24 protein-coding genes and 1 tRNA gene are annotated in these 20,443 nt (G+C 67.7%); 15 read left to right on the top strand and 10 right to left on the bottom strand.

Annotated elements, in window-relative coordinates; genetic code table 11:
- Positions 1 to 2: 2 nt before the first annotated feature.
- From ACFTWF_RS29880 to ACFTWF_RS29860, 5 genes are all read left to right on the top strand, one after another.
- Positions 3 to 1,217 carry an MFS transporter gene (locus ACFTWF_RS29880; protein WP_378464735.1) on the top strand — a complete coding sequence of 405 codons (1,215 nt, stop codon included), beginning with the start codon at positions 3 to 5 and terminating at the stop codon, positions 1,215 to 1,217.
- A gap of 26 nt (positions 1,218 to 1,243) precedes the next feature.
- On the top strand, positions 1,244 to 1,732 hold the full coding sequence (locus ACFTWF_RS29875; protein WP_378464734.1) for a MauE/DoxX family redox-associated membrane protein: 489 nt from the start codon (positions 1,244 to 1,246) through the stop codon (positions 1,730 to 1,732).
- A 41-nt stretch (positions 1,733 to 1,773) separates the two neighbouring features.
- Complete coding sequence (locus tag ACFTWF_RS29870) at positions 1,774 to 2,505, top strand: DsbA family protein (RefSeq protein ID WP_378464733.1); 732 nt, start codon at positions 1,774 to 1,776, stop codon at positions 2,503 to 2,505.
- Between the two features lie 162 nt (positions 2,506 to 2,667).
- Positions 2,668 to 2,740: transfer RNA gene (locus tag ACFTWF_RS29865), tRNA-Ala, on the top strand.
- A gap of 87 nt (positions 2,741 to 2,827) precedes the next feature.
- Positions 2,828 to 3,037, top strand: a complete 210-nt coding sequence (locus ACFTWF_RS29860) for a hypothetical protein (protein ID WP_378464732.1) — start codon at positions 2,828 to 2,830, stop codon at positions 3,035 to 3,037.
- A 265-nt stretch (positions 3,038 to 3,302) separates the two neighbouring features.
- Here ACFTWF_RS29860 and ACFTWF_RS29855 read toward each other — a convergent pair whose 3' ends face one another.
- On the bottom strand, positions 3,303 to 3,704 hold the full coding sequence (locus tag ACFTWF_RS29855) for a PAS domain S-box protein (RefSeq protein ID WP_378464731.1): 402 nt from the start codon (positions 3,702 to 3,704) through the stop codon (positions 3,303 to 3,305).
- A gap of 127 nt (positions 3,705 to 3,831) precedes the next feature.
- Here ACFTWF_RS29855 and ACFTWF_RS29850 point away from each other — a divergent pair, with 127 nt between their 5' ends.
- From ACFTWF_RS29850 to bluB, 3 genes are all read left to right on the top strand, one after another.
- Entirely contained in the window at positions 3,832 to 4,317 is a 486-nt protein-coding gene (locus ACFTWF_RS29850) for an acyltransferase (RefSeq protein ID WP_378464730.1), read from the top strand.
- A 73-nt stretch (positions 4,318 to 4,390) separates the two neighbouring features.
- Entirely contained in the window at positions 4,391 to 5,428 is a 1,038-nt protein-coding gene (locus tag ACFTWF_RS29845) for a CobW family GTP-binding protein (protein ID WP_378464729.1), read from the top strand.
- On the top strand, positions 5,425 to 6,084 hold the full coding sequence (bluB, locus tag ACFTWF_RS29840; protein WP_378464728.1) for a 5,6-dimethylbenzimidazole synthase: 660 nt from the start codon (positions 5,425 to 5,427) through the stop codon (positions 6,082 to 6,084). The genes ACFTWF_RS29845 and bluB overlap by 4 nt, the downstream gene beginning before the upstream one ends.
- Here the strand turns inward: bluB and ACFTWF_RS29835 are convergent.
- The 4 genes from ACFTWF_RS29835 to glp form a co-directional block, all read right to left on the bottom strand.
- Positions 6,081 to 7,502, bottom strand: a complete 1,422-nt coding sequence (locus tag ACFTWF_RS29835) for a DEAD/DEAH box helicase (RefSeq protein ID WP_378464727.1) — start codon at positions 7,500 to 7,502, stop codon at positions 6,081 to 6,083. The two genes, bluB and ACFTWF_RS29835, sit on opposite strands and share 4 nt — an antisense overlap.
- A 252-nt stretch (positions 7,503 to 7,754) precedes the next feature.
- Positions 7,755 to 8,168, bottom strand: coding sequence for a molybdenum cofactor biosynthesis protein MoaE (locus ACFTWF_RS29830; protein ID WP_037245328.1), 414 nt, complete (start codon positions 8,166 to 8,168; stop codon positions 7,755 to 7,757).
- A complete protein-coding gene (moaCB, locus tag ACFTWF_RS29825; protein WP_378464726.1) occupies positions 8,161 to 9,135 on the bottom strand; it encodes a bifunctional molybdenum cofactor biosynthesis protein MoaC/MoaB in 975 nt (324 codons plus the stop codon). The genes ACFTWF_RS29830 and moaCB overlap by 8 nt, the downstream gene beginning before the upstream one ends.
- Positions 9,132 to 10,316, bottom strand: a complete 1,185-nt coding sequence (gene glp / locus ACFTWF_RS29820) for a gephyrin-like molybdotransferase Glp (protein ID WP_378464725.1) — start codon at positions 10,314 to 10,316, stop codon at positions 9,132 to 9,134. The genes moaCB and glp overlap by 4 nt, the downstream gene beginning before the upstream one ends.
- A gap of 124 nt (positions 10,317 to 10,440) precedes the next feature.
- Here glp and moaA point away from each other — a divergent pair, with 124 nt between their 5' ends.
- Together moaA and ACFTWF_RS29810 are read left to right on the top strand one after the other, a co-directional pair.
- On the top strand, positions 10,441 to 11,496 hold the full coding sequence (gene moaA, locus ACFTWF_RS29815) for a GTP 3',8-cyclase MoaA (protein WP_378464724.1): 1,056 nt from the start codon (positions 10,441 to 10,443) through the stop codon (positions 11,494 to 11,496).
- The gene (locus ACFTWF_RS29810; RefSeq protein ID WP_378464723.1) at positions 11,489 to 11,746 is read left to right on the top strand and encodes a MoaD/ThiS family protein; all 258 of its coding nucleotides are present in this window, start codon (positions 11,489 to 11,491) and stop codon (positions 11,744 to 11,746) included. Before moaA ends, ACFTWF_RS29810 begins: the two co-directional genes overlap by 8 nt.
- Here the strand turns inward: ACFTWF_RS29810 and ACFTWF_RS29805 are convergent.
- Positions 11,743 to 12,528 (bottom strand): SDR family oxidoreductase, encoded by a 786-nt coding sequence (locus ACFTWF_RS29805; RefSeq protein WP_378464722.1) that lies wholly within the window; start codon positions 12,526 to 12,528, stop codon positions 11,743 to 11,745. The two genes, ACFTWF_RS29810 and ACFTWF_RS29805, sit on opposite strands and share 4 nt — an antisense overlap.
- 4 nt (positions 12,529 to 12,532) lie before the next feature.
- Positions 12,533 to 13,372: an ammonia-dependent NAD(+) synthetase gene (nadE, locus tag ACFTWF_RS29800; protein WP_378464721.1), complete on the bottom strand. Its 840-nt coding sequence runs from the start codon at positions 13,370 to 13,372 to the stop codon at positions 12,533 to 12,535.
- Positions 13,373 to 13,422: 50 nt separating this feature from the next.
- Here nadE and ACFTWF_RS29795 point away from each other — a divergent pair, with 50 nt between their 5' ends.
- Entirely contained in the window at positions 13,423 to 13,974 is a 552-nt protein-coding gene (locus ACFTWF_RS29795; protein WP_378464720.1) for a nucleosidase, read from the top strand.
- Here the strand turns inward: ACFTWF_RS29795 and ACFTWF_RS29790 are convergent.
- A complete protein-coding gene (locus ACFTWF_RS29790) occupies positions 13,971 to 14,741 on the bottom strand; it encodes an META domain-containing protein (RefSeq protein WP_378464719.1) in 771 nt (256 codons plus the stop codon). The two genes, ACFTWF_RS29795 and ACFTWF_RS29790, sit on opposite strands and share 4 nt — an antisense overlap.
- Positions 14,742 to 14,775: 34 nt before the next feature.
- On the bottom strand, positions 14,776 to 15,375 hold the full coding sequence (locus tag ACFTWF_RS29785) for a TetR/AcrR family transcriptional regulator (protein WP_378464718.1): 600 nt from the start codon (positions 15,373 to 15,375) through the stop codon (positions 14,776 to 14,778).
- A 101-nt stretch (positions 15,376 to 15,476) separates the two neighbouring features.
- Between ACFTWF_RS29785 and ACFTWF_RS29780 the strand changes: the two genes are divergently transcribed.
- Entirely contained in the window at positions 15,477 to 16,040 is a 564-nt protein-coding gene (locus tag ACFTWF_RS29780; protein WP_378464717.1) for an NAD(P)H-dependent oxidoreductase, read from the top strand.
- Between the two features lie 30 nt (positions 16,041 to 16,070).
- Here the strand turns inward: ACFTWF_RS29780 and ACFTWF_RS29775 are convergent, their stop codons facing one another.
- The gene (locus ACFTWF_RS29775; RefSeq protein WP_378464716.1) at positions 16,071 to 16,895 is read right to left on the bottom strand and encodes a siderophore-interacting protein; all 825 of its coding nucleotides are present in this window, start codon (positions 16,893 to 16,895) and stop codon (positions 16,071 to 16,073) included.
- A gap of 563 nt (positions 16,896 to 17,458) precedes the next feature.
- On the opposite strand from ACFTWF_RS29775, the gene ACFTWF_RS29770 reads away from it, so the two are divergent.
- From ACFTWF_RS29770 to nrdE, 3 genes are all read left to right on the top strand, one after another.
- A complete protein-coding gene (locus tag ACFTWF_RS29770; RefSeq protein ID WP_378464715.1) occupies positions 17,459 to 17,692 on the top strand; it encodes a redoxin NrdH in 234 nt (77 codons plus the stop codon).
- Positions 17,693 to 17,780: 88 nt separating this feature from the next.
- Positions 17,781 to 18,239 (top strand): class Ib ribonucleoside-diphosphate reductase assembly flavoprotein NrdI, encoded by a 459-nt coding sequence (gene nrdI, locus ACFTWF_RS29765; protein WP_378464714.1) that lies wholly within the window; start codon positions 17,781 to 17,783, stop codon positions 18,237 to 18,239.
- Complete coding sequence (nrdE, locus tag ACFTWF_RS29760) at positions 18,197 to 20,383, top strand: class 1b ribonucleoside-diphosphate reductase subunit alpha (protein WP_378464713.1); 2,187 nt, start codon at positions 18,197 to 18,199, stop codon at positions 20,381 to 20,383. Before nrdI ends, nrdE begins: the two co-directional genes overlap by 43 nt.
- The last annotated feature ends 60 nt before the right edge of the window (positions 20,384 to 20,443 follow it).

Below are 20,443 nucleotides of genomic sequence, written 5' to 3'. Positions count from 1 at the left end.
CTATGAACACTCGCGCAGCCGGGCAGGGCCCGCGGCTCCCTTCCGAAATCTGGGTGCTGGTCTCGGCCAGCTTCGTCATCGCACTCGGGTTCGGGCTCGTCGCACCCGCCCTCCCTCAGTTCGCCCGCAGCTTCGACGTGAGCGTCACGGCCGCGACCGTCGTGATCTCCTCGTTCGCGTTCATGCGCCTGGTCTTCGCCCCGGTCAGCGGACGGCTCGTGCAGCGACTGGGAGAGCGTCCGGTCTATATCACCGGTCTCCTGATCGTCGCCGCGTCGACCGCCGCCTGCGCGGTCGCGGGGGACTACTGGCAGCTGCTGATCTTCCGTGCACTCGGGGGCATCGGCTCGACGATGTTCACGGTGTCGGCGATGGGCCTCGTCATCCGCATAGCGCCGGTGGACAGTCGTGGGCGCGTGTCCGGGCTGTACGCGACGAGCTTTCTGATGGGCTCGATCTCCGGACCGCTCGTCGGTGGTCTGCTCGTCGGCTTCGGTCTACGGGTTCCGTTCGTCATCTACGCGATCGCCCTCGTCATCGCCGCCGCCGTCGTGTTCGTGAGCCTGCGCGGTTCCCACCTCACCGCGCCGGACGCCACCGCCGCCGGTGCCACCATGACGCTGCGGGAAGCCCTCGGCCAGCCGATCTACCGGGCCGCGCTGGGGTCGAACTTCGCGTTCGGCGGTGTGATCTTCGGGGTGCGGGTCGCGATGGTCCCGCTGTTCGTCGTCGAGGCGTTGCACCGCGACGCGTCCCTCGCCGGCATCGCCCTCACCGTCTTCGCCGTCGGGAACGCGCTCGTCCTCATGGTGTCGGGACGGTTGTCCGACGTCTACGGACGAAAGCTGTTCGTTCTCCTCGGTCTGCTGGTGTGCGGCGCCAGCACCATCGGGATGGGTCTCAGCGAGAGCCTCCCGGTGTTCCTGGTGCTGTCGGGTATCGCCGGCATCGGGTCCGGTGTGATGAGCCCGGCGCAGCAGGCCGCGGTCGCCGACGTCGTCGGCGCGAAATCCCGCGGCGGTCCGGTTTTGGCCACGTTCCAGATGGTCGCCGACGTCGGCGGAGTGCTCGGCCCGGTGGGTGCGGGTCTGCTCGCTCAGCACCTGTCGTACGCGGTCGCGTTCGGCGTGACCGGAGGGGTCATGCTCCTCGCGGCCGTGGGCTGGCTGCTGGTGCCGAACAGGGCGGCCCCCAAGGTGTCGGTCGAAGCGGTCTGACCGGCGGCCTCTGTACGCTCGGTCGGGTGTGGATCAAGATCGTCTCCCTCCTCGCCCGGCTGTCTCTTGCCGGCGTCTGGCTGGTCTCCGGCGCACTGAAAGTCGCCGACCCCGCACAGACCGTCATCGCCGTCCGCGCCTACCAACTGCTCCCCGAGGACCTCGTCCGTCCGGTAGCCAACACGTTGCCGTTCTTCGAGATCGCGCTGGGACTGCTCCTGCTGATCGGTCTCGCCGTCCGGGTCACGGCCTCCGTGTCGGCCGTGCTGCTGCTCGTGCTCATCGGCGTGATCGTCTCGGTGTGGGCCCGCGGGCTGTCCATCGACTGCGGATGCTTCGGCGGCGGCGGTGCGGCCGACGTGAACGGCTGGGACTACACCAGGGAAATCCTCCGCGATGTGGGCTTCCTCGCACTGGCAGCGTGGTTGATCGTGTTCCCGCGCACGCCGTTCGCGCTGGGGCTCCGCTCCCGCGACACTCTCTCAGTGACCCCTCAGCAGACGGTGGCACAGTAAGCATTCGGTAAATCGATCCGACGTCGAAGGACTGCATCCACGTGACCGCGAAGAACAAGTACAACCCGCAACCGGAATCCAGCCGGTCCACCTACATTCTCGGTGGGCTCGCCGTTCTGGTGATTGCCGCATTGGTCATTGGGGGTGTGATCTGGCAGAGCAACCGCAGCAAGCCGCGGAACGACGGATACGGCGGAGTCCAGAACTCCGAGGTCCGGGTGGCGTTGCAGGACGACGGCGTGGTCGTTCTCGGTCGCCCCGACGCGGCCACCACGATAGATCTGTTCGAAGACCCGATGTGCCCGTACTGCGCCGAACTCGAGAACCGGAACGGTCAGGAAGTCGCGCAGGCCGTCGACGACGGCAAGGTGGCCGTCCGCTACCACGTCCTGAACTTCCTCGACAGGCTGTCGGCGACCGGTGACTACTCCACCCGCGCCGTCGCCGCATCCGAGTGCATCGCCGAAACCGGTGACGCGGTGGCGTACTCGGCGTTCCACGCGGCCCTCTTCTCGCCCGCGAATCAGCCGAAGGAGAACGGCAGCTCGGACCACACCAACGAGGATCTCGCGCGGATCGCCGGCGACGCCGGAGCGTCCGACGCCGCCACCCAGTGCATCAGCACCGGTGCGAAGGTCGAGCAGGCCCGGGCGCACGCCGAGGCGGGCCGTCAGGCCCTCGCAGCGAGCGGCGCCACCGGCACCCCTGCCGTGGTGAAGGACGGCACCGTGATCGACGCGCTGTCCAACGAGAACTGGGTGTCGCAGCTGTAGGCGGCTCTGCCGCCCGTGCGCCTTTTTGGTAGCTGGAACAACCAGAAAGGCGCACGGGCGCGAAGCGCCTCTGACCAGCCGATTTGTTGGCCCGGTCAGCAATGGTGTAACTTTCTTCGAGCACGGAGGAAGTCATTCCGAGTGCGGAGAACAACCGAATACGGGGCTATGGCGCAGCTGGTAGCGCACCACACTGGCAGTGTGGGGGTCAGGGGTTCGAGTCCCCTTAGCTCCACTTTCGAGGAAAGCCTCCCATCCGCAGATCATGCGGGTGGGAGGTTTTCCTCATTCTTCCCCGTTGTCCCGGTGGGACACTGGCGTCATGACATTCACTGTGACGCATCGATCATTCGACCAATTGGCGGAGTTCGCCGTCACCGACTTCGGCGACGACGACAGCTACAGCATCCACGAGTCCGGGGCCCTCGTCATCGTCCGTGCCGCCCGGGAACTGATCTACGCCCCCGGCAGCTGGTTTCTGGTGGAGTGCGAGGACGGGCAGGAGGACGGTTCTCCCGGCAATTACATGTGACCCGACAGCCTGACGGCACCGATGGGAACATGTGTTCGATCTCGGGGTAGATTCGACCCGTGGCCGCCAGAACGGAAACCGCGCCGGGACGCTGTCCGAACGGACATCTGCTCGCCGCCAACACGTGCCTGGTGGGGTGGGAGGTGTGCGGGTGTGCGACGTCGAACAACGGTGGCCACCGCACCCACTACTGCCGGCGCTGCGGCGCCACGATCCGGACTCCGCCGTGTAGTTGCCCTGCGCCCGGTGCGGGGCGGTGAGCGGGCTATCGGATGGGCTGCCGTGCGGCCGTGGGGTTGCCCCAGATCGTGTCGGATACGTCCTGGAGGACGAGCGCGACCAGTCTGTCGGTGCCCGCGATGAACGTGGATGCCGCAACGAGCACCCAGATCCAGTGACCGGCTCGGTGGCGGAGCCGGAGATGTGCTGTGGCGCTCGGGTTTTCCGTTCCGAGTACGCGGGCGAGCATGGTGCCCCACAGTTCGGCGTCGTCGGGGTGGAACAGTTGCTCGTGTTCGAGGTTTGCAAATTCCTCGGTGTCGTAGCCGATCAGGGCGGCGCATGCGGAGTTGCTGAACACGACGTTTCGGTCCCGGTCGTGCACGCTGATCGCGTGCGGGATGGACTCCACCAGTGCAGCGAATCCGTCGCTATCCAGTTCTCTCACAGTCCCCCCTCGGGCCCCTTCGTCGGCGCCCACATCGTACGCCGCAGTCCTCGGGTTCGGGCGGGGGAACAGCTAATGGCGAGCAATCTTCGGTCGTCACCGGGCTCGTCGGGGCTAGGGTGACGGGGTGCGCTTCGTCACCATCGTTCAGGCCTCCGCGTTCGTCCCCGTCTGGCTGCGCGTACTCCTCCTGATGGGGGCGGGCGCGAAGGTGTGGGGTGCAGGCATCTATTCGGGCTGCTACTTCGGCAGCAAGGACATCTCGATGGGTGTGGGAACGTTCGTGAACCGGGGTGTGCTGTTCGACGGGACCGCGCCCATCACGCTCGGCAGGCAGGTCGCGGTCGGGCATCGTGCGCAGTTCGTCACGAGCACCCACGACATCGGTCCGGCTTCCGGTCGGGGTGGGCGGGTGGTCCATCGTCCGATCGTGATCGGCGACGGGTGTTGGATCGGCGCCGGCGCGATCATCCTTCCCGGGGTGACGGTGGGGGACGGGTGCGTCATCGGGGCGGGCGCGGTGGTCACCCGTGACTGCGATCCGAACGGGCTGTACGCCGGCTCACCCGCGTCCCGTGTCCGCGACCTGGACCCCGCGCCGTCCGCCGGCTGAGTGCGGACCTGTCGGCAGCAGGGCGCTAGGATGGGCGCCCGGTAGAAGTCGAGGGTCCACGGAGGTCGCAGCGGTGGCGAAGAAGCGGATTCCGGTCGTCATCGTCGCCGGATTCCTCGGTTCGGGGAAGACCACACTGCTCAACCACGTGCTGCGGAACAACCGCGGGGTCCGCGTCGGCGTCATCGTCAACGACTTCGGCGCCGTGAACATCGATTCGATGATGGTGGCCGGTCAGGTCGACTCCATGGTGTCGCTGAGCAACGGGTGCATGTGCTGCGCCGTGGATGTCAGCGACATGGACGAGATGCTGGACCGCCTCGCCCATCCCACGTCGCAGATCGACGTGATCATCGTGGAGGCGAGCGGGCTCGCGGAGCCGCGCAACATGATTCGGCTCGTCCTCGGCAGTGCGAACCCGCATGTCGTGTACGGCGGACTCGTCGTGATGGTCGACGGTGAGCAGTTCGAGGACATGTCGGTGCAGCACCCGGACCTCGGCAAGCACGTCACGCTCGCCGACCTGGTGATCCTCAACAAGACCGACCGCATCGACGAAGACCGGCGGGCTGCCGTGCACGCGACGGTCCGCGGGTACAACGACCGCGCACCCGTCCTCACCACCGCGCACGGCCGGATCGAGCCCACCCTCCTGTTCGACCGCGAGCCCGGGCGCGAACCGGCGGCGGGGGAGCAGCTCACGCTCGATCAGCTCCTGCTGGATCAGCACGAGCACTGTGATGACTCCGATCATCTGCACTCGTCGTACGAGGCGGTCGATTTCGCATCGGAGGAGCCGATCGATCCGCGGCGACTCGTGGAGTTCCTCGAGAAGCGACCGGTCGGCATCTACCGGATCAAGGGATTCGTGCATTTCGCCGTGCCCGGGCAGTCACGGAAGTTCGAAGTGCAGACGGTCGGCCCGCACATCAGATTCACGTCGGCGCGCTGGGAGCCCGGCGAGGAACGGGCAACGCAGCTGGTGCTCATCGGGGCCGACATCGAAGCCGAGCAGGTGCGGGAACGGCTCGCGGACTGCGTCGTGGCAGTCGGAGACGAGGCGGACCCCGGCGCGATGCTGGGTGTGCACCGCTATACCGTGACGGCGTGACCGAGTCTGCCTGTAGTCCTGAACCCCACCCCGAACCCGTGCTGTCCGTGTACGACGCGATCCGCCGTCGCCGGGACGTGCGAGCCGAGTTCACCGGGGAGCCGATCGAGCCGGAGGTCCTCGATCGCATCCTGGGCGCCGCGCACTGCGCCCCCAGCGTCGGCAACACGCAGCCGTGGGATTTCGTCGTCGTGCGCGACACCGGGACGCTGAGCACCTTCGCCGACCACGTGGCAGGCGCCCGCAGGCGGTTCGCGGAATCGCTGCCCGAAGACCGGAAGGCGACGTTCGACCCGATCAAGATCGAAGGGATCTGCGAGAGCGGCATGGGTGTGGTCGTGACCTACGACCGGAGTCGCGGCGGCGAACACATCCTCGGCAGGCACACGGTCGACGACACCGGCCTGTTCTCCGCGGTGCTCGCGATCCAGAATCTGTGGCTCGCGGCGGCCGCCGAGAACGTGGGCGTCGGGTGGGTGTCGTTCTACGACGAGCCGTATCTCACCGAGCTGCTGGGCATTCCGGAGCCGGTACGTCCCATCGCCTGGCTGTGCGTGGGGAGGGTCGCCGAGTTCCAGCAGGTGCCGGACCTCGAGCGCTTCGGGTGGCGGGGGCGCCGGCCGCTGGCCGACGCCGTCCACCTCGAGAGGTTCTAGCCCTGACGGCGGCGTGATCCGCCGGCGGACGCCGTGCGGGTTCCGCCGCCGGTGGAGGAGGCTGCGCGGGGGCGTCCGGCTCCACCCGAGCGGGAGCGACGTGCGCCGCCGCCCTGACCGTGCGCGCGTCCGCCCTGACCGCCGCGTCCGCCCTGGGCGCCGCCCGGGCGCTGGTTGCGTCCGCCGCCGTTCGCCGCGGGTGCCGCCTTGGGGGCGGGAGCGACGTGCGGTGCGATGTCGCCGACGAGGTCGAGGACGTGCGCGGAATCCGCGGTGCTGCGGACGGGCGTCACCTTGATCGCGGCCTTGCGCATGAGGACGGCGAGATCCTTGCGCTGCTCGGGCAGGACCACCGTCACGACGTCGCCGGCACTGCCCGCGCGTGCGGTACGACCGGAACGGTGCAGGTACGCCTTGTGCTCGGCGGGCGGATCGACGTGGACGACCAGCTGCACGTCGTCGACGTGGACACCACGCGCCGCGACGTCGGTGGCCACCAGCACACGTGCGTCACCGGCGGAGAACGACGCGAGGTTGCGGTCGCGGGCCGCCTGCGACAGGTTGCCGTGCAGGTCGACCGACGGGATTCCGGCCTCGGTGAGCTGACGCGCCAGCTTGCGGGCCTGGTGCTTGGTCCGCATGAACAGGATGCGTCGTCCGGTGCCGGACGCCAGCCGCTCGACCAGTTTGCGCTTGGCCTCGACGCCGTCCACGTCGAACACATGGTGCGTCATGGCGGCGACGGGGGAGTTCGCCTCGTCGACCGAGTGCAGGACCTCGTTCTTCAGGAAGCGCTTCACCAGCTTGTCGACGCCGTTGTCCAGAGTGGCGGAGAACAGCAGCCGCTGCCCCTGCTGGGGGGTCGCGTTGAGGATGCGGGTGACGACGGGCAGGAACCCGAGGTCGGCCATGTGGTCGGCCTCGTCGAGGACGGTGATCTCGACGGCGTCGAGGCTCACGAACTTCTGCTTCATCAGGTCTTCGAGCCGGCCGGGGCATGCGACGACGATGTCGACGCCGGCCTTGAGTGCGCTCACCTGACGGTTCTGGGAGACACCACCGAAGATCGTGGTGACGCGCAGGTCGTAGGCGGCGGCGAGGGGCTCGAGGGTGGCCGTGATCTGCGTGGCGAGCTCGCGGGTGGGGGCCAGGATCAGGCCCACCGGGCGACCCGGGCGGCGCTTGCCGCCGGACAGCTCGCCGGCGAGGCGGGACACCATCGGAATGGAGAAGGCGAGCGTCTTACCGCTGCCGGTCTTGCCCCGGCCGAGGACGTCGCGACCCGACAGCGTGTCGGGAAGGGTGTCGACCTGGATGGGGAACGGGGAGGTGATCCCCTTGTCCGCGAGTGCTTTCACCAGCGGTTCGCGGACACCGAGCGCGGCGAATGTCGTGTCGGGAGCGTGTGTGTCAGACAAGTGGTCAGGCCTTTCGGGCACAGGGTCGTGCCCGGAGGGCCGATACGGAAGGTCTCCGTCGGAGCTCGAGCACAGGTTGGCGGCGTTGCCGGTCGGCAAGCTTCTTCGCCGTAAGAAGAGCGGATGCGGTGGTGCACATCCAACAGGATTCGGGTGACCGAACTGAATGCGTTCTACGACGCTGGATGACCGTCGTGGTCATCTAGTGGTGCAGAGTCTACCTGGTGGCCGCGGATCGGTCCGACCGAGGAGTCACAGACCGACCCATTCCGAGGCCCCGTCGGCGAACTTCTGCCGCTTCCAGATGGGTACCTCGTGCTTGATCCGCTCGACCAGTTCGGCGCACGCGGCGAACGCCTCGGCGCGGTGCGGTGCGGCGACCGCGGCGACCACCGCGAGGTCGCCGACGGTGAGGGATCCGACCCGGTGGATGGCCGCAACGGGGAGTCCGGAGGAGGCTGCGACTTCCTCGCAGACGGTGCGGAGGAAGCGCTCGGCGTCCGGGTGCGACTGGTATTCGAGGGCCGAAACGGATTGTCCGCCATCGTGATTGCGGACGACACCGGTGAACACGACGACGGCGCCGTGTTCGGGCCCGGCCACCGCGGCGTCGACGACGGCAGGATCGAGCGGCTGATCCGAGATCTGGGCGAGAATGTCAGGCATCGTGCGCACCTCCACCGGCGACCTGAGCGAGAAGATGATCGACGATGGGGTCGAGGACGGACAATCCGTCCTTGACCCCGCCCGGCGAGCCGGGGAGATTCACCACGACTGTGCCGTTCGCCACACCGGCGAGTCCGCGGCTCAGCGAGGCGTGCGGGGTCACCGCGGTTCCGCGGTTCCGGATGGCGTCGGCGACACCGGGGAGTTCTCGATCGAGCACGGCGCGGGTGGCCTCCGGGGTGGCGTCGGTGGGGGAGACTCCGGTGCCGCCGGTGCTGATGACCAACGCCGGACTACCGGACAGTGCGTCGGCGAGGCCGGCCGCGATGTCCGCGTCGGCGTAGACGAGCGGACCGCGGGTGGTGAAGCCCCGTTCCTCGAGCCACGACGCGATGACCGGGCCGGTGGTGTCTTCCCGGGTGCCCCTCGCCCCGCCGGTGGAAGCGACCAGGACGGCCGCGGATCGCGGTGTCACCGTGGGAATTCCGGTGTTCTGCTGCTCCCGCGTCCAGTGCCCGCGCTTGCCGCCGTCCTTGGTGAGCAGCCGGACCCCGTCCAGTGTCGCGGCCGGGTCGACCGCTTTCACCATGTCGTGCAACGTCAGTCCGGCGACCGCGACGGCGGTGAGGGCCTCCATCTCGACGCCGGTCGGGCCCTTCGTCTTCGCGGTGGCCTCGATGGTGATGGCGGTGTCGGTGAATCCGAACTCCAGCTTCACCGACGACAGTGCGAGTTGATGGCAGAGCGGAATCAGCTCGGACGTCTTCTTCGCACCCGAGATCCCGGCGATCCGGGCGGTCGCGAGGACGTCGGCCTTCGGGAGGTCGTCCGCCCTGACCAGTTCGATCACCGCGGGTGTGGTGACCAGTTGCCCGGCGGCCACCGCGGTTCGGGTCGTGTCCGCTTTCGCGCTCACGTCGACCATGCGCGCACGGCCCTCGCTGTCGAGGTGTGTCAGGTCGGTCATAGGGGGATCACCTTCACGAGTTGGCCTGCGTCGAGCGCGGTGACATCGGCGGGAACGTCGACGAGGACGTCCGCCCACGCCATCGCGGCGACGAGATGGGAACCGGGGCCGGACACGAGTTCGACCCCGGCATCGGTACGGCGGGCGCGGAGGAACTGCCGCTTGCCCGGAATGGAGGTGACGGCCACGGCGAGCGGCAGTTCCTCCGGTTCGGTCGGGGAGAGCCCCGCTGCGCGCCGGATCTCGGGACGCGCGAACACCTCGAACGACACGAGGGTGCTCACGGGGTTGCCGGGGAAGTTGAGGACGGGTGTGCCGTCCACCACGGCGGTGCCCTGGGGACCGCCCGGCTGCATCGCCACGTGGCCGAAGTGTGCGCCGAGCGGTGTGAGGGTCTCCTTGACCACCTCGAAATCGCCCATCGACACCCCGCCGGACGTGAGGACGAGATCGGCGGTGGTGGTCGCCTCCGCGAGCAGGGTCCGGAACTCGGCCGGGTCGTCGCCGCTGCGGGCGATCGAGACGACCTCGGCGCCGTTGGCCCTGGCGCTCGACGCGAGGGCGATTCCGTTGGAGTCGTAGATCTCTCCCGGATGCAGCTTGCTGCCGGCGTCCACGAGTTCGGCGCCGGTGGTGATGACGGCGACACGCGGGCGCGGCAGCACCGGGACGTGCTGCAGGCCGACGGCGGCGAGGACGGCGATGTGCCGGGCGGCGAGCGCACTGCCTGCGGGCAGCAGGAGCATGCCCTCGCGGACGTCGCTACCGCGCTCACGCACGAACTCGCCGGCGGTACGGGAGCGGTCGATGCGGACCTGTCCGTCGGTGGCCTCGGTGTCCTCGACCGGGACGATCGCGTCGGCGCCCTCGGGGATCGGCGCACCGGTCATGATCCGGTAGGCGGTCCCGGGAGTATGGGTGGTGGTGCCTGCCGGTCCCGCGGGGATCACGCCCCGCACCGGCAGTACCGCCGGGACCGACGCCACGGACGCGGCGTCGACCGCGTACCCGTCCATCTGCGAATTTCGGAACAACGGCAGGTCGACGGGGGAGTGGACGTCGGCGGCGAGGATGCGCCCGAGTGACTCCCCGAGCGGAACCTCCTCCGCCGGCCGCTCGTGGAGGGTCGCGAGAAGTTCGGCGACGTGCTGGGCGTGCTGCTCCACGGAGCGTGCGGTCACGATATTCCTCCGGCCATGGTCACCAATCCTAGGCACGCCTCCGGAGACACGGCGAGAGTGCACCGCGTCACACAGCGATCACCCCCTAGCGGCATACTGGACAGATGCAGGGAAAGGCAACTCGATGACGACAGTGGAGATGGGGATCCCGTCCGTCCGGTCGTCGGTCTCGCTCGACGGAAGACCGGACGTCGACCACCTGATCGACCGGTTCGGCCGCGTGGCGCGGGACCTGCGGGTGTCCATCACCGAGAAGTGTTCGCTGCGCTGCACGTACTGCATGCCCGAGGAGGGCCTGCCCGCCATTCCGGCGCAGAATCTCCTCACCGCAGGCGAGATCGTCAGGCTTGTCGACATCGCCGTCCACCGCCTCGGCGTGCGCGAGGTCCGGTTCACCGGGGGCGAGCCGCTGATGCGGGTGGACCTCGAGCAGATGATCGCGGGCTGCGCCGCGCGCGTGCCCGGGGTCCCGCTGGCGATGACCACCAACGCGGTCGGTCTCGAACACCGTGCAGCCGGACTCGCGCGAGCCGGTCTGACCCGCGTCAACGTCTCCCTCGATTCGGTCGATCGCGAGCACTTCGCGAGACTGACGCGTCGCGACCGTCTGCCGTCCGTGATGGCCGGTATCCGAGCCGCCGCCAGAGCCGGACTGGCGCCGATGAAGATCAATGCGGTGCTGATGCCCGAAACGCTCAGCGGAGCGGCCGATCTCCTGGAATGGTGCCTGCGCGAGGGCGTCACGCTGCGCTTCATCGAGGAGATGCCGCTCGACGCCGATCACGAGTGGGCACGCGAGAACATGGTCACCGCCGACCGGTTACTGGCCGTCCTCGGCGAGCGGTTCACCCTCACCGAACACGGCCGGGACGACCCGTCGGCACCGGCCGAGGAGTGGCTGGTCGACGGTGGTCCGGCCACGGTCGGGATCATTGCGTCCGTCACCCGGTCGTTCTGCGCCGACTGCGACCGCACCCGGCTCACCGCCGAGGGAACGGTACGGTCGTGCCTGTTCAGCGATCAGGAGATCGACCTGAGGGCAGCGCTGCGGTCGGGTGCGGACGACGAAGAGCTGGCGCGGTTGTGGCGCGGCGCGATGTGGAACAAGTGGGCAGGCCACGGAATCAACGCGGACGGTTTCGCTCCGCCGGAACGCAGCATGGGAGCAATCGGTGGTTGACGTGACGGGTATCTCGGTTCGGTATTTCGCGGCCGCCGCCGACGCGGCGGGGTGCACGAAGGAGACGCTCGATCTCCCCGCGAGCGCAGACCTCGCCCAGGTGAAAGACCTTCTCCTCGCCAAGTACGGTCCCGACATGCAGCAGGTGCTGTCGGTCTCGGCGTTCCTCGTCGATTCCGAACTGACGCGCGATCTCACCCGGACGGCAGGCACACAGGTGGACGTGCTGCCGCCGTTCGCCGGCGGCTAGGCCAGCGCGCGGGTGGTGTCGGCCAGCCACCGGTCGAAGGTGATCGTTCCGAATTGATTGTCGGGCACCAGGTTCGACCCGTCCCGCAGGAACTTCCCCATCGCGCCGGGGAGCGGAACGGTGACGACGACACCGTGCGTGCCGGTGGCCTTCTTCCATGCCGTCGTGAGGTCGCGGGCGGTGCGCACCTCCGGGCCACCGATGGTGATCGGGCCGTCCGGGGACGGCTCGGCGGCCAGGGCGGCGTCGACCAGTGCGGTCGCGACGTCCCGGGTGTCGATCGTCTGGAAACTCGTCTTGGAGAACGCGGGAATCACACCGACCCTGCTCGCCGGCTTGGCGACCAGAGGAATGAAGTCGTGGAACTGGGTGGCCCGCACGATCGTTGTGTCGATCGCCGCGTTCTCGTACACCAATTCCTGCTTGCGCTTGGCCTGGTAGTACGCGAATTCGCTCCGATCGACGTTGACGATGGAGAGCAGGACTGCGCGTCCGACGCCGGCGCCGTCCGCGGTGGCGAGCAGATTCTCGCTGCCCCGCTCGAGCACCGCGCGCGTGCCACGGGTCTTGCCGTCGGTGGTGTCGACCACCACGTCGACGCCCTCGAGTGCCTCCGCGAGACCGTCACCGGTGACGAGATCGCCGTGGAAATGGACGATTTCGGTTCCGGGGGCACCGCCGTGCCGGGTCAGGACCCGGACCGAGTGACCGCGCGCGAGGAACTCCTTGACCACCTGCCGGCCCGCCGTGCCGGTACCGCCCGCGACCAGCGCCTGGACCATCGGGTCACCGCCACCACGTGTCGAGCGGCGTTACCGGGACCGTCCGCTTGTGCCGGGTGCCGAGGAACATCGACTCGAGCTTCTCGGCGACGGCGTCCGGCACGTCCTTGCCCTCGAGGTAGTCGTCGATCTGCGCGTACGTCACTCCCAGCGCCTCCTCGTCGGGGAGGGCGGGACGATCGTCCTCGAGGTCGGCGGTGGGAACCTTCTTCCACGTGCTCTCGGGTGCGCCGAGTTCGCGCAGAAGTGCGGCGCCCTGACGCTTGGACAATCCGGTGAGGGGGGTGACGTCCACGCCGCCGTCGCCGAACTTGGTGAAGAATCCGGTGATCGCCTCGGCGGCGTGATCGGTGCCGACCACGAGGTACCCGAGCTGTCCGGCGATGGAGTACTGGATCACCATGCGCTCGCGGGCCTTGATGTTGCCGCGCACGAAATCGCGCAGTGTGCCGCCGTCGCCGATGATGTCGCGCAGCGCCTCGGACGATTCCTTCGCGGTGGCGTCCGCACCGGGCTTCACATTGACGACCACCGACCGGTCGGGCTTGATGAAGTCGAGGGAGATCTGCGCATCCGACTCGTCGGCCTGGGTGCCGTAGGGGAGTCGGACGGCGACGAACTCGGCGTCGTGGCCCTCCTCGCGGAGCTCGGTCGCCGCGAGCTGCGCGAGACGTCCGGTGAGGGTGCTGTCCTGACCGCCGCTGATCCCCAGGACGAAACCCGTGGCCGGGGTCGACAGCAGGTAGTCCTTCAGGAACTGAACGCGCTTGCGGATCTCGTCGGCCGCGTCGATGGTGGGCCGGGCACCGAGTTCCTCGAGGATCTGCGCACGTAGATTCGACATGACAGAACTCTAGCGAGTGCCCCTGACGAGTGCAGGGTACGGTTCCGCGCATGAGTAGATCGGACGTCCTGGTGGTCAGCGCGACCAAGGCGGAGGCCGTGCACGTCCCACCCGAGTTCGACGTGCTGATCACCGGCATCGGCAAGGTGAGCGCTGCCGTGGCCGTGGCGACCGCTCTCGCCCACTACCCGCGGACGGACCGGCCGCTCGTCGTCAACATCGGCACCGCGGGTGCGCTGCACGAGCATCACAGCGGCCTGTTCACGCCGTCGACCGTTCTCAACCACGACATCAGCGGCGACGCCATCCGCGCGCTCGGACACGACGTCTCCGACCTCCTCGACCTGCCGGACGGCGACGGTTCCGTGCTCGCGACCGGCGATCTGTTCGTGGCGGATGCCGCCGTGCGCGACGTCCTGGCCCGGCGAGCCGACCTCGTGGACATGGAGGGGTTCGCCGTCGCCTACGCCAGCGCCCGAAGCGGTGCCCGGTGCCGGCTGGTCAAACACGTCAGCGACACGGCGGACGATTCCGCCCTGGACTGGCCCGCCCGGATCGACGGGAGCGCCCGGGCACTGGGCGCCTGGCTCGCGGCCCTTTAGCTCGCCCGGAACGTCAACCCGAATCCGTCGGCATTCGTCACCCGCAACGTGTCCGAACGGACGCTGTAGCTCGTCTCGCCGGTCAGTGCGGCGAGAACCGCACGCTCGACCTCGGTGACATCCGGGGGGCACGCCATCCGGGTGGTGGCCCACGGCCCGAACGTGATCGAACTCTGCCCCACATCCGCGGACCCGCTCATCTGGTTGCAGCCGGTGAACCCGGACGCGGAACCGTCGTTCGCGATGAGCAACCGAGGCGCGGTCCGCTCGAGCGCCGCTGTCGTCGTGACAGCATCCGGGCTGATCAGTGCCGTCACGGTCCAGGTGGTCCCGACGACGGGACGATCCGGCCGGGCGACCTTCTCGTCCGTCAGCGTCACCGCACCGGTGGCCGTGGTCAGGGTAAGCCGGTCGCCGTCGAGGGTCCAGGTCGGTTGCGCGTCCAGCAGTCCTGTCACCCAGGCGTCCGCGCCGGCCGCCTCTCCCGGGCACGCCATCAGCGTCATCGCGAGCGGGCCGGTCACCACCTTCCCGCCGGACAGGTCGACGTCGGCGCTGCCGTGATTGCACCCGGCCTCGACGGAAAGACGTCCGGGGTCGGTGAACCCGAGCACGAGCGGCCCACCGCCGGGAATGGGATCGCCGTCGACCGAGGTAGAGACGAAGGTGCGGCCCGACGGATCCGGGTGCGCGGATTGCTCCTCCCCGCCGCAGCCGGTGAGCGAGGCGAATGTCAGGAGGCCGAGAACGACGGCGGTGGTGCGCATTCCCCGAGGTTAGACAGAATGTCCCGATCCGGGTTCACGATCGGGTGACGCGCCGGATCAGGTCCTCCCAGGCGTTGCCGAGACGCTCCACCGACATCCCGAGGTCGCGCAGTTCGTGCAGCACCAGCGTGGCCTCGAGCGGCGCGAGGAGCGAGCAGGCGAGCAGTTCGTGGTCGCCCCGTACCCCCGCGGCGCGGAGCAGGGACACGACGTGGTGGACCGAGACCGCCCGCGCGGGTGCGGCGAAGCGGAACTCGAGGGAGTTCTCGGCGGCGCGTTGGACCTCGCCCTGCACTTCGACGATCGCGATGCGGGCGTGGCCGAAGGCGATCAGGCGGTCGATCGGGTCGGCGCCGGGCCCGAGGGGCGGGGGACCGAACATGAAGCCCTGCTGGAGTTCGCGTTCGGTGTGGTCGAGAAGTGCGTGCATGAGACCAGACCGGCTTCCGAACCGGCGGAACACTGTGCCCTTGCCCACGCCGGCCTTGCAGGCGACGGCGTCCATGGTGACGGCGTCGACTCCCCGCTCTGCCACCAGTAGCGCAGCCGCATCGAGCAGGAGGCGGCGGTTACGTGCGGCATCTCCGCGTTCGGGGGGATCGACTCCGATCTGGGGCAGCAGGGGGCTCGTCACGCTTCGCATCCTACCGTGACGGGAACATAAGTGGACCGCGGTCCGTTTAGTTGGTATACATGTTCGCGAGTCGCCCTACGCACCATCGAAGGATTATTGACATGTCACAGACCAACGTTCTCGTTCTCGTCGGCAGCCTGCGCGCCGCCTCGGTCAACCGTCAGCTCGCCGAGACCGCGGTCGCCGTGGCGCCCGAGGGTACCGAGGTGACGGTGTTCGACGGACTCGGAGAGGTTCCCTTCTACAACGAAGACATCGACGTCGCCGGTTCCATTCCCGCCGTCGAGGCGCTGCGTGACGCCGCAGGCCGCGCCGATGCGCTGCTGCTGCTCACGCCCGAGTACAACGGCACCATCCCCGCCGTTCTCAAGAACGCCATCGACTGGATCTCGCGGCCCTACGGCACCGGCGCCGTGAAGGACAAGCCCGTCGCCGTCATCAGCGCCTCGCCCAGCGGCAACGGCGCACAGTGGGCGCACGAAGACACCCGCAAGGCCGTGCGCATCGCCGGCGGCAAGGTCCTCGAGGACGTCACCCTCGCCATCGGCGGCACCATCGACAAGTTCGGTGACCGTCACCCGCGCGAGAACGCCGAGGTCGCGCAGCAGGTCGCCGGCGTCGTCGCCAGCCTCGTCGACGCCACGAAGCAGCTCGTCGACGCCTGACGGTCCCTCGGACGCGGGATGCCGTCGTCGCTACAGCCCGGTCCGATCCAGGGCCGCGTCGACGGCGTCCCGCACCGAGTCGAAGTCGTCCCCGGCCGCCAGGGCAGAGTCCCTGGCGGCTTCTATTTGTTCGCGCACCGTCTCGTACCGCGCGATCCAGTCCTCTTTCTTGTCGCGCCAATAGCCGATGACGTCGTACCGCTCCGCGGGCCAGCCCAGTTCGTGGCGCAGCCAGCGCCGCACCACCCGGGACACCGTGGCCTCGCCCGCGAACCACACGTATCCCGGCGCATCCGGTCGCGACCAGTCGCGGGCCGCCTCGGCGAGCACGCTGTCCCCGGCGCCGTTGCCGCTCCCGTGCAGCCACGTCACGGTGAGCGCGGCGTCAGTGGTGAACTGCTGCCGGTCGCCGAGGGTGGTGACCTCCGCGATCACGTGCACGCGCGCCGAACCGGATAGTTCCTCGACGATCCGGCCGACGGCGGGCAGTGCCGTCATGTCGGCGAGCAGCAGCTGCCACTGCGCGTCGGCGGGCGGCGCGTACCACCCCGACGCGGTGGAGAATCCCAGGGATTCACCGGGCTGTGCGCGCGCCGCCCACTGCGCCGCGGTCCCGCCCGCGTGGACGGCGAAGTCGATGTCCATCTCGAGCGCGTCCGGGTCCCACCGGCGGACGGTGTAACTGCGCTTCTCCGCGCCGTCCGGCGGGAACGCGAGGAGAAGGCGCTCGTCCGGCGTCCCGCTGGATTCGAATCGGCCGAGATCCCCGCCGGCGAGGGTGATCCTCTGCATGTTCGGCGTCACCCGCCGGGTGCGCGCCACGGGCGCCGACCAATCGAGGGGCTCTTCGGGCATCCGCTCACGCTACCGGGCGCCGCCGTCGGGTCCGGCAGTTACCGGCCGGCAAGCGCGCCGGGTGCCGTGCTCGCGACGTCCGGCGCCGGGCCGCGGGGGACGGGCCGCGGCGGTGGCCTCGCGTGGCCGCCGAGGGGTGCGGACGGCGTCCGTCCGACTGGCGCCCGAGGCGGTGCCGACGGTCCATCTGCGGGGTCCACGCAACGGATGCGGGCGTGTCCGCCGAGGTGACGTAAGCTCCCTGAGCCTCCGGCGCCACGAGCGCGATCCGCGGGGTGTCCGGCATCACGCCGAAAATGTGATGCGCGACACGCCGACGTGAGTGGGAAATTTGCGGTCGCCAGAATGACGACCTGGGAATTTCATCGATGTGACTCACAACATCTCGGGTTAAGTGTTTCTGTCGGCCACTAGGTGTAGTGTCTTGAGCACTGAGAGACCACAACGAGAACCGACTCGGTGAGCATCTCCATCGGGGGTCACCGCCATCTCGATCAGGGGTGATCTCAGTGCGCTGAACACACACTTCGTCAGCTCCATTCGGCAGTGGAAAGAGGGACTTCATGAGCATCACCGTCTACACCAAGCCCGCTTGCGTTCAGTGCAATGCCACCTACCGGGCTCTCGACAAGGCGGGCATCGAATACGCCGTCGTCGACATCACCGAAGATCCCGAAGCCCGGGACTACGTCATGGCACTGGGATACCTGCAGGCGCCCGTGATCGTGGCCGGTGACGAGCACTGGTCGGGCTTCCGCCCCGACCGCATCAAGACCCTCTCGGCAAACGCTGCTTGAAGCGAGGCGATCGCACCGCCCGAGGCGGAGAACGAGCAGATTCCCGGGCGGCAGTAAACGGTAGTACTAGTCCAGATGGTGGAAACCGATGACATCGCTGGTGTACTTCTCCAGCGCCTCGGAGAATACCCATCGCTTCGTTCAGAAGTTGGGTGTCCCGGCCACGCGCATTCCGCTGCACGACCGCGCGGGCACGTTCGAGGTCGATGAGCCGTACGTCCTGATCCTGCCGACCTACGGTGGCGGGATCACCGCGACCGGTCGAGCCACGAGCTACGTGCCCAAGCAGGTCATCAGATTCCTCAACAACACGCACAATCGCTCCCTCATCCGTGGGGTGATCGCTGCAGGTAATACGAACTTCGGCGAGTCGTATTGCTATGCCGGAAACGTGATTTCGCAGAAGTGCAGGGTTCCGTACTTGTACCGCTTCGAGCTCATGGGTACCGCCGAAGACGTAGTAGCAGTCCGGGACGGGCTCGAACAATTCATGGAGAGTGAACAGTGGCACCGACAATCACAGACACAGCCCCGGCTGGGAGTGTAGAACGCGCTGTGGCACGACCCGACGTCTCCTCGGGAGAACTCGACTACCACGCGTTGAACGCGATGTTGAACCTGTACGGCCCCAACGGCGAGATCCAGTTCGAGAAGGACCGCGAGGCCGCGAACCAGTACTTCCTCCAGCACGTCAACCAGAACACCGTTTTCTTCCACAACCAGGACGAGAAGCTGGACTACCTGGTCAAGGAGAACTACTACGAGCGTGAGGTTCTCGACCAGTACACCCGCAACTTCGTCAAGTCGCTGATCGACCACGCGTACTCGAAGAAGTTCCGGTTCCCCACGTTCCTAGGCGCGTTCAAGTACTACACGTCGTACACGCTGAAGACCTTCGACGGCAAGCGGTACCTGGAGCGATTCGAGGACCGGGTCTGCATGGTCGCTCTGACGCTGGCCGCTGGCGACGAGGATCTGGCCACCAAGCTGGTCGACGAGATCATCGCGGGCCGGTTCCAGCCCGCCACCCCCACGTTCCTCAACTCCGGCAAGAAGCAGCGCGGCGAGCCCGTGTCCTGCTTCCTGCTCCGCATCGAGGACAACATGGAGTCGATCGGCCGCTCCATCAACTCCGCCCTGCAGCTGTCCAAGCGCGGCGGCGGAGTTGCGTTGCTGCTCAGCAACGTTCGTGAGCACGGCGCCCCGATCAAGAAGATCGAGAACCAGAGCTCGGGCGTCATCCCGATCATGAAGCTGCTCGAGGACTCGTTCTCGTACGCCAACCAGCTCGGCGCGCGTCAGGGTGCCGGCGCGGTGTACCTGCACGCCCACCACCCGGATATCTACCGCTTCCTCGACACCAAGCGCGAGAACGCGGACGAGAAGATCCGCATCAAGACGCTGTCGCTGGGCGTCGTCATCCCGGACATCACGTTCGAGCTGGCAAAGAAGAACGAGGACATGTACCTCTTCTCGCCGTACGACGTCGAGCGCATCTACGGGGTGCCCTTCGCGGACATCAACGTCACCGAGAAGTACTACGAGATGGTCGACGACAAGCGGATCCGCAAGTCGAAGATCAAGGCACGCGAGTTCTTCCAGACCGTGGCCGAGCTGCAGTTCGAGTCCGGGTACCCGTACATCATGTACGAGGACACCGTGAACCGTGCCAACCCGATCGCGGGCAAGGTGACCCACTCCAACCTGTGCTCGGAGATTTTGCAGGTCTCCACGCCGTCGGAGTTCAACGACGACCTGTCCTACAGTCATATCGGCAAGGACATCTCCTGCAACCTGGGTTCGCTCAACATCGCCAAGACGATGGACTCGCCGGACTTCGCGCGGACCATCGAGACCTCGATCCGCGCGTTGACCGCCGTCGCCGATCAGACCTCCATCGACTCGGTCCCGTCGATCAAGAAGGCGAACGACGAGGGGCACGCCATCGGTCTCGGGCAGATGAACCTGCACGGATACCTGGCACGCGAGCGGATCCACTACGGCTCCGACGAGGGCATCGATTTCACGAACATCTACTTCTACACCGTGGTGTTCCATGCGATCCGGGCGTCCAACGAGATCGCCAAGGAGCGCGGCACATACTTCGCCGGCTTCCCGGAGTCCAAGTACGCCTCGGGTGAGTACTTCGACAAGTACACCGATCAGGTGTGGGAACCGAAGACGGAGCGGGTGCGGCAGTTGTTCGCCGATGCGGGCCTGCACATCCCGACGCAGGACGACTGGCGTGAGCTGAAGGCGTCCGTGCAGCAGCACGGCATTTACAACCAGAACCTGCAGGCGGTGCCGCCGACCGGATCGATCTCATACATCAACAACTCCACCAGCTCCATTCACCCGGTGGCGTCGAAGATCGAGATCCGCAAGGAAGGCAAGATCGGCCGCGTCTACTACCCGGCGCCCTACCTGACCAACGACAACCTGGAGTACTACCAGGATGCCTACGAGATCGGGTACGAGAAGATCATCGACACCTACGCCGCGGCCACCCAGCACGTGGACCAGGGCCTGTCGCTGACGCTGTTCTTCAAGGACACCGCCACCACCCGCGACATCAACAAGGCGCAGATCTACGCGTGGCGCAAGGGCATCAAGACGCTGTACTACATCCGGCTGCGTCAGATGGCTCTGGAGGGTACCGAGGTCGAAGGTTGCGTCTCCTGCATGCTCTAGCCCGTGAGTACTTCTTAACCGCCGGCGGTTAAGAAGTACTCACAGCCGAACGAAGTGAGG

This window comes from Rhodococcus sp. NPDC056960, assembly GCF_042674125.1.
In the GTDB taxonomy this organism is placed as follows: domain Bacteria; phylum Actinomycetota; class Actinomycetes; order Mycobacteriales; family Mycobacteriaceae; genus Rhodococcus_F.
The sequence above is the reverse complement of the archived record's forward strand: the minus strand, read 5'-3'. Positions and strand labels throughout refer to the sequence as shown.